The sequence below is a fragment of the Endozoicomonas sp. Z74 genome (assembly GCF_057680865.1).
This window is the reverse complement of record NZ_JBLYZI010000113.1, coordinates 1-15,851: the sequence shown is the minus strand read 5'-3', so window position 1 is coordinate 15,851 and position 15,851 is coordinate 1. Positions and strand designations below refer to the sequence as shown.

At 51.9% G+C, this 15,851-nt stretch carries 13 protein-coding genes and 1 rRNA gene; 8 read left to right on the top strand and 6 right to left on the bottom strand.

Annotation, left to right across the window (positions count from 1 at the left end):
• From ACNRUY_RS22520 to ftsY, 5 genes are all read right to left on the bottom strand, one after another.
• Positions 1-264, bottom strand: a 16S ribosomal RNA gene (locus tag ACNRUY_RS22520); the annotation flags it as partial.
• A 628-nt stretch (positions 265-892) separates the two neighbouring features.
• Positions 893-1,747 (bottom strand): RNA polymerase sigma factor RpoH, encoded by an 855-nt coding sequence (gene rpoH, locus ACNRUY_RS22515; RefSeq protein WP_488113912.1) that lies wholly within the window; start codon positions 1,745-1,747, stop codon positions 893-895.
• Between the two features lie 158 nt (positions 1,748-1,905).
• Positions 1,906-2,940, bottom strand: coding sequence for a permease-like cell division protein FtsX (gene ftsX, locus ACNRUY_RS22510; RefSeq protein WP_488113911.1), 1,035 nt, complete (start codon positions 2,938-2,940; stop codon positions 1,906-1,908).
• Entirely contained in the window at positions 2,937-3,605 is a 669-nt protein-coding gene (gene ftsE, locus ACNRUY_RS22505; protein WP_488113910.1) for a cell division ATP-binding protein FtsE, read from the bottom strand. Before ftsE ends, ftsX begins: the two co-directional genes overlap by 4 nt.
• A gap of 140 nt (positions 3,606-3,745) precedes the next feature.
• The gene (ftsY, locus tag ACNRUY_RS22500; RefSeq protein ID WP_488113909.1) at positions 3,746-5,086 is read right to left on the bottom strand and encodes a signal recognition particle-docking protein FtsY; all 1,341 of its coding nucleotides are present in this window, start codon (positions 5,084-5,086) and stop codon (positions 3,746-3,748) included.
• Between the two features lie 175 nt (positions 5,087-5,261).
• On the opposite strand from ftsY, the gene ACNRUY_RS22495 reads away from it, so the two are divergent.
• The 5 genes from ACNRUY_RS22495 (at position 5,262) to ACNRUY_RS22475 (ending at position 12,326) form a co-directional block, all read left to right on the top strand.
• Entirely contained in the window at positions 5,262-5,435 is a 174-nt protein-coding gene (locus ACNRUY_RS22495; RefSeq protein ID WP_488113908.1) for a hypothetical protein, read from the top strand.
• A 122-nt stretch (positions 5,436-5,557) separates the two neighbouring features.
• Positions 5,558-6,199, top strand: coding sequence for a 16S rRNA (guanine(966)-N(2))-methyltransferase RsmD (rsmD, locus tag ACNRUY_RS22490; protein ID WP_488113907.1), 642 nt, complete (start codon positions 5,558-5,560; stop codon positions 6,197-6,199).
• A gap of 164 nt (positions 6,200-6,363) precedes the next feature.
• On the top strand, positions 6,364-7,458 hold the full coding sequence (locus ACNRUY_RS22485; RefSeq protein ID WP_488113906.1) for a malate dehydrogenase: 1,095 nt from the start codon (positions 6,364-6,366) through the stop codon (positions 7,456-7,458).
• A gap of 148 nt (positions 7,459-7,606) precedes the next feature.
• Positions 7,607-11,167 (top strand): riboflavin biosynthesis intermediates N-glycosidase, encoded by a 3,561-nt coding sequence (gene ybiA / locus ACNRUY_RS22480; protein WP_488113905.1) that lies wholly within the window; start codon positions 7,607-7,609, stop codon positions 11,165-11,167.
• A gap of 124 nt (positions 11,168-11,291) precedes the next feature.
• Positions 11,292-12,326 carry a hydrolase gene (locus tag ACNRUY_RS22475; RefSeq protein WP_488113904.1) on the top strand — a complete coding sequence of 345 codons (1,035 nt, stop codon included), beginning with the start codon at positions 11,292-11,294 and terminating at the stop codon, positions 12,324-12,326.
• Here ACNRUY_RS22475 and ACNRUY_RS22470 read toward each other — a convergent pair.
• Positions 12,283-12,924, bottom strand: coding sequence for a TetR/AcrR family transcriptional regulator (locus ACNRUY_RS22470; protein WP_488113903.1), 642 nt, complete (start codon positions 12,922-12,924; stop codon positions 12,283-12,285). The genes ACNRUY_RS22475 and ACNRUY_RS22470 overlap by 44 nt on opposite strands.
• A 213-nt stretch (positions 12,925-13,137) precedes the next feature.
• Here ACNRUY_RS22470 and ACNRUY_RS22465 point away from each other — a divergent pair, with 213 nt between their 5' ends.
• The 3 genes from ACNRUY_RS22465 (at position 13,138) to ACNRUY_RS22455 (ending at position 15,722) form a co-directional block, all read left to right on the top strand.
• Positions 13,138-14,595: a coniferyl aldehyde dehydrogenase gene (locus tag ACNRUY_RS22465; protein WP_488113902.1), complete on the top strand. Its 1,458-nt coding sequence runs from the start codon at positions 13,138-13,140 to the stop codon at positions 14,593-14,595.
• Positions 14,596-14,922: 327 nt separating this feature from the next.
• Positions 14,923-15,405: a pantetheine-phosphate adenylyltransferase gene (gene coaD / locus ACNRUY_RS22460; RefSeq protein ID WP_488113901.1), complete on the top strand. Its 483-nt coding sequence runs from the start codon at positions 14,923-14,925 to the stop codon at positions 15,403-15,405.
• A 68-nt stretch (positions 15,406-15,473) separates the two neighbouring features.
• A complete protein-coding gene (locus ACNRUY_RS22455; RefSeq protein ID WP_488113900.1) occupies positions 15,474-15,722 on the top strand; it encodes a YfhL family 4Fe-4S dicluster ferredoxin in 249 nt (82 codons plus the stop codon).
• The last annotated feature ends 129 nt before the right edge of the window (positions 15,723-15,851 follow it).

Below are 15,851 nucleotides of genomic sequence, written 5' to 3'. Positions count from 1 at the left end.
CCTTTACCCCACCAACTAGCTAATCCGACGCAGGCTCATCCAATAGCGCAAGGTCCGAAGATCCCCTGCTTTCCCCCTTAGGGCGTATGCGGTATTAATCCGGATTTCTCCGGGCTATCCCCCACTATCGGGCAGATTCCTACGTGTTACGCACCCGTCCGCCGCTCGTCAGCAGATAGCAAGCTATCTCTGTTACCGCTCGACTTGCATGTGTTAGGCCTGCCGCCAGCGTTCAATCTGAGCCATGATCAAACTCTTCAGTTTAAATCGTTTGCTAGCAAGCTAGCTGCTCATCATTCTCATGAACGTCACATTTATTTAACTCTCTGTGAGAGAGCTGAATTAACGAGTGTTCACTTGATTGATCAAGCATTCAAAGTTTTGTGAAAGCCTCTCCGAAGAGAAGCCTTCTTAACCGATGCAATCGCACAAGCGCCCACACGAATTGTCTGATATCTTGTTAAAGAACTTGATTAGGTCGTTGAGACTTAATCTCTAACCGGCGATGGTGCCGGTCAGCAAGGCCGCCTATCTTACCGTGGCGGCTTTCGTTGTCAAGCAATCTTTTGCGTCAGAGCAAAGAAGCTTTTCAACTCACTGACGCTGGCCTCAGCCCCTGTCAGCGGATGCGCATCTTACCGCGCTGCGGCTCGTTGTCAACCGGTCATTTTTTGATAACCGCTTAACCAACCGCACCTCCCATCATCGAACCCGGTCAGCAATGAACGACTCGTTCCGCTGTCCTGACTGATGTCGTGGAAGTGGGGCGCATTATACGCACCTTGAGGACCGGGTCAACTTCAACCTGAAAAATAAAAGTGCTTCTATATAACGCAAAAAGGCCACCCTCTTGGGTGGCCTCTTCAACAATAGTGTTTGTCAGGTTAACTGCTCAGGCTTCCATGGAACCTTTCAGTTTCTTCATGGCATTCTTTTCCAGCTGGCGAATACGCTCAGCTGACACACCGTAGGTATCCGCCAGCTCATGAAGTGTAGCTTTATCTTCAGTCAGCCAACGCTTTTGCAGGATGTCCCGACTGCGCTCATCCAACTGAGATAGTGCACTTCGAAGCTGGTTGATGGAGTTATCCGACCAGTCAGCATCCTCAAGCAAAGAGGATGGGTCTGCACTGCGATCTTCCAGATAGTGGGCAGGCGCCTGATAAGACTTTTCATCATCGTCATCAGCATAACCATCAAAAGCGGTATCCTGCCCTGCCATTCGCCCTTCCATCTCGTGAACCACCCGGGTTTCAACACCGAGATCTTCAGCAACCGCTTTGGCTTCATCGTTGGTCAGCCAGGAAAGACGCTTTTTGGCACTTCGCAGATTAAAGAAGAGCTTACGCTGAGCTTTTGTCGTTGCTACTTTGACGATACGCCAGTTGCGCAGAATGAACTCATGAATTTCGGCCTTGACCCAGTGCACGGCAAAAGAAACCAGCCTAACCCCTACTTCAGGATTAAAGCGCTTCACTGCCTTCATAAGGCCAACATTACCTTCCTGAATCAGGTCCGACAATGGAAGCCCATAGCCTGAATAACTTTTGGCAATATGCACAACAAACCGCAGGTGTGACATAACCAGCTGGCGTGCTGCCTCAAGGTCGTTTTGATAATAGAGACGCTCAGCCAGGCCTTTCTCCTGTTCAGCAGTCAACACAGCAATGCTGCTGACCGAGGCAACGTAAGCATCGATGTTACGGCCGGGAATTAACATATCGACCGGTTGAAGACTGGTGCCCATAACTGACTCCGGCAAAATACCCTCTTATCCTGATTATGATTGGACTGCTTTGAACCCTGACAAGTTCAAATTCTCGCTCATAATACCAAAAGAAAACCTTATGAGCGCTATCGACTTTACAGGAAATTTTCTTAATTTACAGCCGATCTCTGAAAGAACTACTCGGGATTAAGCACCTGTATATGCCTGTAGCAACTGACCGCTGCACCAAGCACACCCAGCCCAACCCCTGACAAGAATAGTGCAGCAAACAGAGCAATTCCAGGTCCGTGCAAAGTCCAGCCACTGCCATACAGCCCGACCAGTTCAAGCACCTGGCCGGAAATCGTAACAAGAACCAGAAAAACAACCAGTTGCGCCAGGAGCGCACCTGCAGCTCCATACCAGGCCCCCATATAGAGAAAGGGCAAGGTGATAAAGCCTCCGGTTCCTCCTACCATTTTGATGACCCGAATTTCATCCCGTCGACTTTCTATATTCAACCGAATGGTATTACTGATCACCAGCACTACGGTAAAGGCCAGCAACAAACCAAGCGTGATGATGACCCGTTCAATCATCCCCAGTATTGCCTGCAGTCTGAGCACCCACTGACGATCAAGCCGGACCAGACTGACCTCTGGCATTTGTTCATAACGTTGGGCCACACTCTCAAGCTGCTGGTATGAAGCATCGGCATCAGGCGTTAGCTGAATTACCCCAGGCAACGGGTTAAACCCAAGGCTGCCAACCACCGGCCCAAGGCCTGCTTTCGCCTGAAACTCTGAGAGCCCCTGTTCGGGAGAGATGTAAACCGCCTGTTTCATGCCCGATAGCTGCCCCGCTTCATTGAGCAGGCTCTGAACACGGCTCTGATCAACCTCATGGTTCAGATAAACCGAAATGCGGGGCTGCCCATCCCAGTTCTCCCCCAACTGCTGAAGGTTATCAATCAGCAGGTACAGAAGTGCAGGAAGAGAAAAAGCAACTGCAATCAACAGGCAGTTCATCAAACTGGCCACGGGGGTTTTGACAAGCCGCCTGTAGGCCTCAGTAGACATTTGTCGGTGAAGATCAAACAGAGAGCGCAGAGTCAAGGCTGCCGCAGTCTGCCGATGGGCTCCACCACTGAAAGAGGAAGGCTCGTCGCCCGACGTCACTTTGCGACGACTGCCATCCGGGTTTCGCCGGTTCTTACGGGGAAAAAGGCTCATTTCACCTCCTGGTCCGAAGCCAGTCGACCTTGATCCAGCGTCAGAATCCGGTGCCGCATCCGTGCCACCAGCGCCAGGTCGTGACTGGCCACCAGAACGGTCACACCCACCTGGTTGAAATTTTCAAACAGCTTCATAATTTCAGCAGAGAGCTGAGGATCCAGGTTACCGGTTGGCTCGTCGGCCAGAATCAAGGCGGGCCGATTGACAACGGCCCGGGCTAGCCCCACCCGTTGCTGCTCTCCCCCCGACAAGGCAACGGGAAACCGCTTTTCTTTACTGAGCAAACCGACCATATCAAGGGCGGCACGAACCCTGCCCGCACAATCTTTATGGGAATAACCGGCAATCAACAGAGGCAGGGCAACATTGTCAAACACGGAGCGGTCAAACAGTAGCTGGTGATCCTGAAAAACAACGCCGATGTTCCTTCGAAAATAGGGTACCTGGCTGTTCTTCAACGCACGCAGGTTATGGCCTCCCACCCAAACCTGACCAGCACTGGCCCGCTCCAGCAGCATCACCAGCTTCATCAGCGTACTCTTGCCCGCTCCGGAATGCCCGGTCAAAAAAGCAATTTCCCCACGCTTCAAGTGAAAGCTGACTTGTTCCAGCCCTACATGTCCGCCCGGATAACGTTTGCTGACTCCGTCAAAGCGGATCATGAAATAATTCCTTTGCCCAGGTTATGCCCATATCGATGTGTTCACACTGTGCTAGCAGCCTGCCATTTGTATTTTTCCGGGGAAATGCCGCTATTCCGGATTATGCAGGCATTTCCCTCTTATGGCTGTCCGGGAGCCCGTTAATCATCACCCCGATCAAACAGGGCATCCACAAATTCACTGGCAGAAAAGGGCCGAAGATCATCAATCTGTTCACCCACACCGAGAAACCGGATGGGCAGCTGCATCTGTTTTGACAAGGCAAAGATCACTCCGCCTTTAGCCGTACCGTCCAGCTTGGTCAGGGCCATGCCACTGAGTTGCACCGTTTCATGGAACAGCCGGGCCTGATTGAGGGCATTTTGTCCTGTCCCGGCATCCAGTACCAGCAACACTTCATGGGGAGCGTTGGCATCCAGCTTACCCAGAACCCGCTTCACCTTTTTCAGCTCTTCCATCAGGTTCTCTTTGTTGTGGAGACGACCTGCGGTATCCGCTATCAGCACATCAACGCCCCGGGCTCTGGCAGCTTCAAAAGCATCAAACACCACTGACGCACTGTCTGCCCCGGTGTGCTGGGCTACCACAGGAATGTCATTACGCTCACCCCAAACCTGCAACTGCTCAACTGCTGCCGCCCTGAAGGTATCCCCCGCGGCCAGCATCACGTTACGACCTTCAGACTGGAGCTTCCGGGCAAGCTTGCCAATGGTCGTGGTTTTACCAACACCATTGACCCCCACCACCAGAATGACAAACGGGCCATCCTGTGCAGGAATCTCCAATGGCTGGTCTGCCGGCTCCAGAACCGCCGCCAGCTCAGACTTCAGGGCAGCCATCAGGGCATCCGCGTCATCCAGCTCCTTGTATTTTACTTTCCGGGTCAGCCTGTCGATGATCTCGGTGGTCGCCTCAACACCCACATCTGCAACCAGCAGTTGGGTTTCCAGCTCATCCAGGAGGTCATCATCAATTTCCTTTTTACCGATGAACAACTCGGCAACGCCTTCCACCAGGGCACCACGGGTTTTCGTCAACCCCTGACGCATCCGGGCAAAGAAACCTTTTTTTGGTGGATCCTGAACCGGACTCTCCTGAGCCGGGGCAACCGTAACCGCCACTGAGGGCTCTTTACCCGCTGAAGGCTTTGTATCCTCCGCTGAAGATTCTCTACCTGCTGAAGGCTCTAACTCAACAACAGGCTGCTGATCTGGAGTGGGTTCCGCTGAAGGCGCTTCAGGAACCCGAACCGGATCGCTGGATTCCTGGTGCTCCGGCATCTTCTCACTGACAGGCTCTGGCTGGGCCACACTGGACCCCAGAGAACCCGATTCCGCCGCTTGCTCTTCAATAACAACGGCATCTTCTGACTCCAGCTGCACCTGGTCAGGACTTTGCGGAGTGTCTTTCTGGCCACGACGGCCCCAGGGCCACAGGCTTCGCCTGGCCTTTTTATCATCGTCTTTGCGCGAACCGAACATAGACTACTTCAATCGAAAAGGTGGGAGGGTCTGCTTGCCATGGGCTTACAATAAGAGCCAATGGGTAATGAAAGCAGGTAACAAATAAAGGTTTATCCTATCTTAATTCACTCATTCACGAAACGAACTTTCCCCAGGCTGCCCAATACGGCCGTCTGGACCGAGGAGCATCACCATGAGTCCTACTCAGCCAGTCCCTGGTAAAAGGCTGTTGATCTGGGCTGCTATCGGACTGATCATTATTGGCCTCACTTATGCGTTATGTCCGGAAGAGCCTGCCACCACGAATTCATCAGAGCATTCCATCCAGGACAACCCGCCACCAGCGAAAACAAACCCGATAAAGTAACCACTTTCTTACTTATTGCGACAGCCTATTTATATAGCAACCTCTTCAGCATTTTACCCTCGATATAGTTTTTAACTTCCCCCTGCACTACTATCCCCCGCTATTCCCCAAGGAGTGAATCAATGGCTGTCAAACCCCGGTCTTCCCGACATTCAGGTCAACCGACCCAATCCCCTTCCAGCAGAACCGGCTCCCGTCACGGTGGAGGAGGCAAACTCAGGATTATTGCCGGGCAGTGGCGTGGTCGAAAGTTGCCTGTTGCCGAACAGCCGGGCCTGCGCCCTACCTCCGACCGGGTCAGGGAGACGGTATTCAACTGGCTGGCCATGGCAGTTCCCGGGGCCAGGGTGCTGGACTGTTTTACCGGAACGGGCGCACTTTCCCTGGAGGCACTTTCACGAGGTGCCACTTCAGCGGTCATGCTGGAAAAGAGCCCAATGGCCATAAAAGTGCTCAATGACAACCTTTCTTTATTAAAAGCCAGCAATGCCCAGACCGTTCAAATCGATAGCCTGGAGTGGTTGAAGCGGCCTGCCAGGGAGCCATTCGACCTGGTTTTTCTTGACCCCCCCTTTCGCATGGATCTTCTTGAACCCGCCTGTCAGCTGCTGGAGGACAACGGCTATCTGACAGAAGACAGCCTGATCTACATTGAAACAGAAAAAGAACTGTCTCCCTCACTGCCCGATCACTGGCTCCCTCTCAAAAGCAAAACTGCCGGCCAGGTTTGTTTCAGCCTCTGGTCTCCTAACTCCCAAAACTGATCAAAAAATAGCAATATCCACCCATTCCCATATGGACTTACCGAAACGTTATGGGTAACCTGAGCGCGGCTGATCTTTATCAAAAAAACAATGCGCCGGAAGGCGGTATATTCCGCGTATTCATAATCTTAAGAACGAACTGACAACTCAAAGGAGCAGTCCCCATGAAACAACCCGTACGTATTGCGGTCACAGGTGCAGCTGGCAACATCAGCTACTCTCTGCTGTTCAAGATCGCTGCCGGTGAAATGCTGGGACCTGATCAGCCTGTTATCCTGCAATTGGTTGAAATCCCCCAGGCCATGGACAAGCTTCGTGGCGTGGCCATGGAACTGGAAGACTGCGCCTTCCCTCTGGTTCACGGCATCAGCCTGCACGACAACCCGTTTGACGGATTCAAGGGCATTCATTACGCCATGCTGGTCGGTGCACGCCCCCGTTCCAAAGGCATGGAACGCGCTGACCTGCTGGAAGCCAATGCCGCCATATTCTCTGAACAGGGTAAAGCCCTGAATGAAGTGGCCAATCGTGACGTGAAAGCCCTGGTGGTCGGTAACCCTGCCAACACTAACTGCCTGATCCTGTCCCGCAATGCTCCAGATCTGAGCCCTGCCCAGTTCTGTGCCATGACCCGCCTGGATCACAACCGTGCCCAGGGCATCCTGGGTAACAAGCTGGGCGTCAATCCAGCGGATATCGAAGGTGTCTGTGTGTGGGGCAACCACTCTCCAACCATGTACCCTGACCTGCACCATGCCCGGGTGCTGGGTGATGAAGCCGCCATCGATATGATCGATGAGCAGTGGTACAAGGAAGAATACACTCCCCGTATTCAAAAGCGTGGCGCTGAAATTATTGAGTGGCGCGGGCTTTCCAGTGCGGCTTCTGCCGCTCAGGCTGCCCTGGATCATATGCGTGACTGGGCTCTGGGCAGCGAAGGCCGGATTGTCTCCATGGGCATCATCTCTGACGGCAGCTATGGCGTTGCCAAAGGGATTTACTACTCCTTCCCGGTGGTGTGCGAATTTGGCAGCTATCAAGTTGTTCAGGGACTGGAGATCAACGAATACGGCCAGGCCATGATGAAGAAGACCGAAGAAGAACTGCTGGGTGAAAAAGCCGCAGTAGAGCACCTTCTGCCTTCAGAAACCGCTGAGTCCCGGGAAAACCTGAAGAGCTCAAGCCGCACTGGCCAGACAGAGTTCGACAGTGGTATTGATACCGGCGACGCCTACTATAAAGCCGATCGAATCTGCTGATTTATTGACCTTCCTTTGGGCTGGCCTTCTGGCCAGCCTTCTCCCTGTCCCTTCCGACAGCACCTTGCTCTACCAGCCCGAAAATCATTGAACGATTCACCCTTAATGGTCGATACAGACTGAATCTCAATTCAGAAAGGAGTTGACCATGGGCGACGGAGTCACACCTGCAGGTGGGCCACACCGCTTTGAGCCACCCAGGAAAGAAGACCCGCTTCATCCGCAGGCAGACCCGGTCAAACCGATCAAAGGAAAAGGCAGCAGGCAGCCACCTTCAGCCGCTCTTAAGCAACGCACGGCAACCCACTCCACAGACTGGTATATCCAGCGTCATCAGGAGTTACTCACCCAGAAGCACTCATTAAGCTGCCAGAAAGTATTCTCAGACTCCCTGGAAGAAGTCCGGTCCATTATGGAGGGCAACAAACACCAGAGTCAGCACTTCAAAATCTCCTACCTGGATGACAGTGGCAAAAAAGTCACCGTGATCCCTCCTGAACCTGCACTCCTGGCCGATCCAGAGCGACTGCAGGAACTGATGAATGAACTGGATCTGGAACTGGAGCCCCTGGAGAGGCAGCTTAAACCACAGCAAACCATTATTCACAAAAGGCTGCATGACGTTGAACAGGCCCTGAATACCAGCAAAACCCAACTACAGGACCAGGGCCTGGAAATCCCCCATGATCCGGGTACACCGGATGCCTTTTTCCTGGGAAAAGAATTACTGGATATTCCAGAGCCAGTCCTTTTGTACCCTAAGCCCCGACAACCAGAAACCCATGCCCCCCCTCAGGTAAGAAAAGCACCACAAAACAAAACACCGAGGCCCCATGGAAACCAGGCCGACAATACAAAGCGCCAGGCACGACCGGGTATGCCACCACTTCCACCTTTCCAGAAGGAGGCGGGCTTTGAGTTCAGTACCCGACCTGCCAAAGGGCATCGTGCCAATGACCCGGATCCTGCCAGAAAGCATTCGAAACCACCTCAGAATGCACGAACCAGGACTGCGACAGAAGTAGAACCCGACTATGGCCTTGAACCGCCTCCGAAGCCCGGAAAACCAAAACCTGAAGCCAGCGGCAATCAAACCAGCAATGGTAACTTTCCACCACCTCCTCCTGCGCCGCCGCCACCCCCTATTGACTGGACCAAATCCAAAGAAAGCAGGGAAGAAGCGCCCTTAAAGCAGGCAAAGGTCACACCAAAACCCGAAAAAAAAACCACTCAACCCGTCACTGGAAAAAAGAAAGAGTCGGATGATTTTCTTCAAGAGCTGAAGCAGGTGATGGCTGAGAAAACTCACAAGCCTGAAAATGGACGGGAAGCCCCTCCATCGCCCCAACCCGCACCTCATGTCAAACCAAAAACTTTCAAAGCCAGGGGTACAGAGGGAGAAATGGATACACGAGTGCCCCTCCCTCTATCCCATGTGCAAAGGCGCGGAGGCACACAACAAATAGCTGAGCGCATAGGAGCCATCAGAGAGTTAAACATTTCACAAATAATCAGGGACAGCAGGCCTAAGGTAGACCGGGCAACAGCCATTCAAAGAATTAACAATGGAAGAAGCGATCAACAAGAATTGGAAATGACAAGACAATGGCTCGAATTTTATCGTTCAGGCAGCGCCAGAATTCAAAGGCAACAGTGGACGTTGAGCGATATAGTATCCATGGGCGATCGGAAACTTGAAAAAGAGCATGACTTTATTCAGTTGCTTTTTCCCAGGCCATCATTCTCAGCTAACAACGCACAAGCACCTCTGATCACGGTCAAAATGGTCGAGGACATCAACAATGACCCAGCAATACAACAGACAATTAAGAAATCGATGCATAAAATGCTTGGTTTCTGGGGAATACAATGGCAAGAAGCCACAAACGGCTTTTCCCTGCATTCAAAAAAACATCCAGGACTGAGAAAATGGTGTGGCGCATTCGATCACAACCACCAGCGAATTACCCGTCTGTTCGAATTCCTCATTGCTGTTGGCTGGATTGATATCGCCCAAAAGCTTGAAGCATTCATGAACGACTACAGAGCGCAAGAAGGGGCAAGCCCCCAACTTTACTGGCAAGAGGTGATAGGACTAACCAAGCCTGACCGGTCCCTGAAAGTAAAACAGCCTGCCCCTGCCCCCCCAGTGGTAAAGCCTAAAGTTCCGCCAAAACCCACTGTTTTGCAATGGCCGCACGCCCAACCAGCGGACCGTTATGAAGCAAGAGGTATCAATACCACCGTTCTATACGACAGTCGCCCCCCCTTTCCCCAACGGGCAACCCTGGAAAGATGGAAAACCCCTGGCGGAGCGGGCACCGCCGCCTGGCAGATACACAAAGACCCCACCTTTGACCCTCAACACCATAAGGTTGCCGTCGTCGTTGCCGGTAATTCCGGGCTTCCTCTCGGAGGACTGGCTGACTCAAACGGGCTGAAAGAAGCCGTTACACCAGAAAAACTAAAGCTCGGAACCCAGGAAGAAACCGTAACGGCCAACTGCATTCTGACAACATGCGGTGAAAACCGAGGCCTACAGGATCAATGGGTAGCAAACACCGTCCTTGGTCAGTGGGGGTTAATACAACCGGTCTATACGAGCCAGGATACCATGACCCTTCAGGGCATTGATTACACCCAGTCTACAGACCCCAATGATTACGCAGATGCCTGGGTCGTAAGCGATGCCCGCCTGTCTGCAGTGGCCGGCCAGCAATTGGTTCCAGGAACGAGCGTCAAAGCTGACCTGGTTTTCAGTGCAGGCCCTAATGCCAATGACCACCCGAACCCTAAAAAAAGTGGTCAGCCTACGGGGTCAATGAAAAGAACTCTGAATCAGGCATCACTGGGAAATTTCCAACACTTCCGGGAGTGCGTTAAGTGCACTGTAAGAGCGGCTCTTGATGGAGCTGCGAATGCCAATAACACCCATGTACTTTTGGCTCCCATCAGCTGTGGCGTCTATGCAGGAAAACACAAAGACAAAATGACCGATAAAGAGTTTGACGCCATCGTTAACGAAGTGCTGAATGAACCCGTCGGCCCGCAAGGTGAGCGGAGAAGGGCGTACTTTGTCAAAGTGATTGTCTCGGGTATCACCTCCAGCAAGAATGAGCACCCTGTGCAATCCTATCAGGATTATATGAAGGTGCATGCTAAAGAGTTCAAAGGAAAAGCCCCATCAACCTACGTCGGGTTTTACCACAAAGGAAAACCCTATTATGAATTCACCAATTTCTGGCCAACAGAAAGACCTTTGGCTATTGACGGGCACTCCTGGAGAACCACAGAACATTATTTCCAGGCTTGTAAGTTCAAGCCTGGAAGCGAGGAGTGGAACAATATCCGCAATAACTCAAAAGTAAAGCTGGGTGGCGAAACCTTTGAGTTACAATACCCAAGCCATGTCTTCAAATACATTCGGGCCATCATGAAGGGTAAACCGAAAGCCCTGCAATACACCTATGATCAATGGAACAACATTAAAGATCAGGTAATGCTCAAAGCTCTAAGGGCTAAAGCACAACAGAGCCCCAAATTCCGTCAGCTGTTAAGGCAATCAGCCCAAGCACTTATTGTTGAAATGTCAGAAGACGATAGGATCTGGGGAATAGGAAAGGACCATAATGGTCAGAACCGGCTCGGAGCTATGCTTATGCAGGTCAGAGATGAGTTGAATACCGGATTACTGCCTGAAATAAAATAATCCGTCGCCCTGTCGGCTCAATGAAGTTAAAACCATCCATTTCAGTGATCTTTTCGTATACTGAAGCACATGGCATGAATACCGTCCGGCTCCCGGCTGGGCTTTGCGACAACGCCAGAAAACCATGAAACCTCCAGCCCCCTTTCAAACCAGAACACTGTTGGACAACCCACACCTGCAAACCATCTGGTCTACGCTTTTCCGTAACCTGCTGCCATTGGCGAGAACCCGGGAAACCCTTTACTGGCCCGATGGCGACTTTATTCATATCGACTGGTATGGAACAAACAACCAAGGTCCACTGATCGTCTTGCTTCATGGACTGACCGGAAGCTCAGAGTCCAGCTATATTGTCGGACTTCAGAAGCAGCTTCTGAACTACGGCTGGCAGAGCGTGGCTATTAATTTCCGGGGCTGCAGCGGCGAACCTAACCTTCTTCCCAGAAGCTACCATTCCGGTGACAGCCAGGAGTTGTCTGCCCTTCTGAAAGCCTTGAGGAAACGATTCCCACAACGTCAGCTGGCTGCAGTGGGCTACTCCCTGGGAGGGAATTTACTTCTGAAGTACCAGGGAGAGCAGGGAGAAAACAGTTTGCTGGACTGTGCAGTGGCTGTCTCTCCTCCCTTTCTTCTGGACCTCTGTGCCTGCCGGATGAACCAGGGGGTTTCAAAAATATACCGAAACCGCTTTATCCGGCGCATGCGGCAACAGCTTGAAGCCAAACGGGCCTTTTTTGCCCGACAACAGTGGTATGACCATCTGGCCCCCCTTGAAGCCATTGGGAATCTGGACCGCATAAAAACCTTTCAGGAGTACGATCACCGGGTAACGGCTCCGCTCCATGGTTTCACCAGCGGCGAAGAGTACTACCGCCAGTCCAGCTGCCGTTTTTACCTCAAGGGCATTGCCACACCAACCCTGATCATCCACTCAAAAGACGACCCTTTTATGACCGACAAAGTGATTCCCAGGGCCACAGAACTGTCCGGAAGCACTTGCCTTGAGCTGTGCGACAAAGGAGGGCATGTGGGCTTTATCAGTGGTACTTTTCAGCAGCAGGAGTACTGGCTGGAAAGCCGTATCCCACTGTTTCTGGCAGATCACCTCAATGGGGTCACAGAGGCAACGGAGAATAATAAGACCGCTCCAGAACCTTAAAGGACTCCAGAGCATCCGGAGTAATAAAGCCTCGATCCAGTAACAATACCTGATAAATCACCCGGCTCAGAACCTCTCTCGGGGGCTCAGGCTGAGCAGGAATCAGCGTATTCACCAGCTCATGCCAACTGGTCAGCACCATAAACGTATTCAGTCCAAGTGCTTTCATTTCTTCTTCCGTGGCGTCCATCAAGCCTGATCTCACCAGGCCGTGAAAAACCTGGTCAATCATTTCAAGGCAGACATGAGCAAACGCTCTGAATTGCTTCTGCAGCGCCTCACTGCGGGCAATCGCTCCGTGCAGGTCCCGAAAAATAAACCGGTATTCCCAAAGGCACTCCAGCATCGCTTCCAGGTATTGTTTCTTATCCCCCAGGGTGATGGGCCGGTCTCGAGGCAGGACAATGCGCTTCACCAGTCCCCCCTGAAATTGCTCGAACAGTGCCAGGATGATGGCCTCCTTATTACGAAAGTGATAATAAAGATTGCCCGGGGAAATCCCCAAATGGCCGGCAATGTGGTTGGTGGTGACGGCTCGCTCCCCCTCTTTATTGAATAATCCCAGAGCTGCAGACAGGATTTTATCCCGTGTTTTCATGGCCATACCTGAGCGATTGCTGCTGTAGCGATAACGTGTTCTGACAATGTGACTGAAGCTTTACTGAAAAGCCCATTGACGAACTAGAGTAATTACTCTAAAAATAACACAGGTTCCCTTCGATTCAATGCCTAAAATGCCCCTGGCGGAACATAAGCATTGAGAAATCACTGGTTAGGGGAAAGCACCAATAACAAAAAAGGAGTTGAAACCATGAACGCTGCCGAGCCCCTCACTACCGAAAACCGAAAGGTGACGCAAATGATCACTCCGTCTCTGGGGGAACTGTTCAGCCATCAGCAACAAGCTTTTCTGAAGGACCCCAACCCAGGCTTTGAAGAGCGTAAAACCCGTTTAAAAGCACTGGAAAAGGCCCTGCTGAACAACAAAGCCGAACTGCTTTCAGCTCTGGACGCGGACTTTGGTGGCCGGGCACAGAGTGAGTCACTGCTCACCGAATTCATGCCCAACCTTGGAGGCATTCATTACACTCTGAAACGGCTGAAAAAATGGATGAAACCCAGTCGGCGGAAAGTCAGCGCCCAACTCCAGCCCGCTTCAGCCAAAGTGATTTACCAACCCCTGGGGGTGGTGGGCATTGTCGTTCCCTTTAACTACCCTCTGTTTCTCTCTCTGGGCCCCCTGCTGACCATTCTGGCCGCAGGTAACCGGGCCATGATCAAAATGTCCGAGTTCACTCCGAAAACATCGGAGCGGGTGGCCAGAATCATAGCGGACACCTTTCCAGAAGATCTGGTCACTGTTGTCAACGGGGATGCTGACGTTGCCGCGGAATTTACCCGCCTGCCTTTTGATCACTTGATTTTCACCGGCTCAACGGCAGTGGGCCATCACGTTATGCGATCTGCAGCCAATAACCTGACCCCTGTCACCCTGGAGCTGGGTGGCAAATCTCCGGTCATCGTGGACAGTGACTTCCCGATTCAGGAGTCCGCAGAACGCATCTGCTATGCAAAAGCCCTCAATGCCGGCCAGACCTGCATCGCTCCGGATTACATTCTGGTCAAAAACGACCAGAAGACCGCTTTTGTGGAAGCTTATCTGGATGCCTTCAAGAAAATGTACCCCTGCGTTAATGGCAATGACGACTATACGTCTGTTATCAACGACCGGCATCACCTGCGCCTGCAGAAACACCTGGAAGATGCCCGGGAAAAAGGGGCGGATATCCGAAGTGCCACGGACGAAACCATCAATGACGGCAGCCGACGTATGCCTGTGCAACTGATCATGAACGCAACGGACGACATGACGGTGATGCAGGAGGAAATCTTTGGTCCCCTGTTGCCCGTCATTGGCATTGACAGCCTGGACGAAGCCATTGACTTTATTCGCAAGCGCCCCCGCCCCCTGGCGCTGTACTATTTTGGCTCTGATAAACACAATCAACAGAGTGTTCTGGAACAGACCCACTCCGGAGGCGCCTGTATCAATGAATGTCTGTTCCATGCCGCCGTGGAGGATATGCCTTTTGGAGGGATTGGGCCTTCCGGCATGGGGCATTATCATGGCTATGAAGGTTTCCTGACCTTCTCCAAAGCCAAGGCCGTTTTAACCAAAGGAAAATTCAACAGCGCAAAACTGGTCTACCCACCCTATAACGGCTGGCTCCAGAAAAAGCTGCTGGCTTTTCTTTCCGGGGGGCACTGATGCTCTTTTAAGCAATGAGTTAACAGGACCTAAAACCTTGCTCCGCCCCCTCTCCCTATGGGAGAGGGCTGGGGTGAGGGAAAACGATGTATGGTTCATGGCGGAGACATCAGAATCAGCTACCGACGCCTCGTTATAATTTATGGGAGTCCCCCCGGCATAATCGAGTGGTTACCTGATGATTAATTGCAACCGGAATCCCAGTCCGACTGTAATTGAACCCGCACAGCGATTTCGCTAACATGCCCTCTTTTGACAGTTTCATTCAGCAACTTCTTTATTCGCCTTCGGCCCGTTTATGGAATGGTGGCGGGAGAGTCATTATTCATGATCAAGGTAATCTATCCTGGTACATTCGACCCCATCACCAGGGGACATATGGATCTTGTTGAAAGAGCGGCCAGGCTGTTTGATAAGATTGTCATCGCCGTTGCCGAAAGCCCCAGGAAGAAACCCATGTTTGACCTGGGTGAACGCGTCAAAATGGCGGAAAAGGTTACCGCCCATCTGGACAATGTAGAGGTCACCGGCTTCAGCTCACTGCTGGCCAGTTTCGTTGCGGAACAAGAGGCACAGGTGATCCTGCGCGGCCTGAGGGCTGTATCGGATTTTGAGTATGAGTTTCAGATGGCGAATATGAACCGGGTGCTCGCCCCTAAAGTAGAAAGCCTGTTCCTGACTCCCGCTGAACAATACTCCTACATTTCCTCTACTCTGGTTCGGGAAATAGCATCACTGGGCGGGGATATCTCCAAGTTTGTCGATCCTTGTGTTCAGAAAGCCCTGACTGACAAGTTCAGCGCAAACTGAGACACTTCCCGGAAGAATAGCAAGCCTTATGGTAAGGCTTCCTGATCCAGCAGAATCAAAGGTCAGCCATGGCGTTAATGATTACCGACGATTGCATTAACTGCGACGTCTGTGAACCGGAATGTCCAAACAGTGCAATCTCTCCCGGCGAAGAGATCTATGAGATCGACCCCATGCTGTGCACTGAGTGTGTGGGGCATTATGATGAGCCACAATGTCAGCAGGTCTGTCCTGTGGACTGTATTCCGAAGAATCCCGATTGTGAGGAAACCGAGGAAGAATTGATGGAAAAATATCAGCTGATTACTGCAGCCTGAATTGTAGTAGTTCAGACCTGATCTGACAGTCACCGATTTTTCAGAGGGTGTCTGTCAGGTCAAATTCAGGCTACAAATTTTTCCTTCCAGATCTCTTTGCCATCTATCAGAGTTTCCATTGGCGTTCTT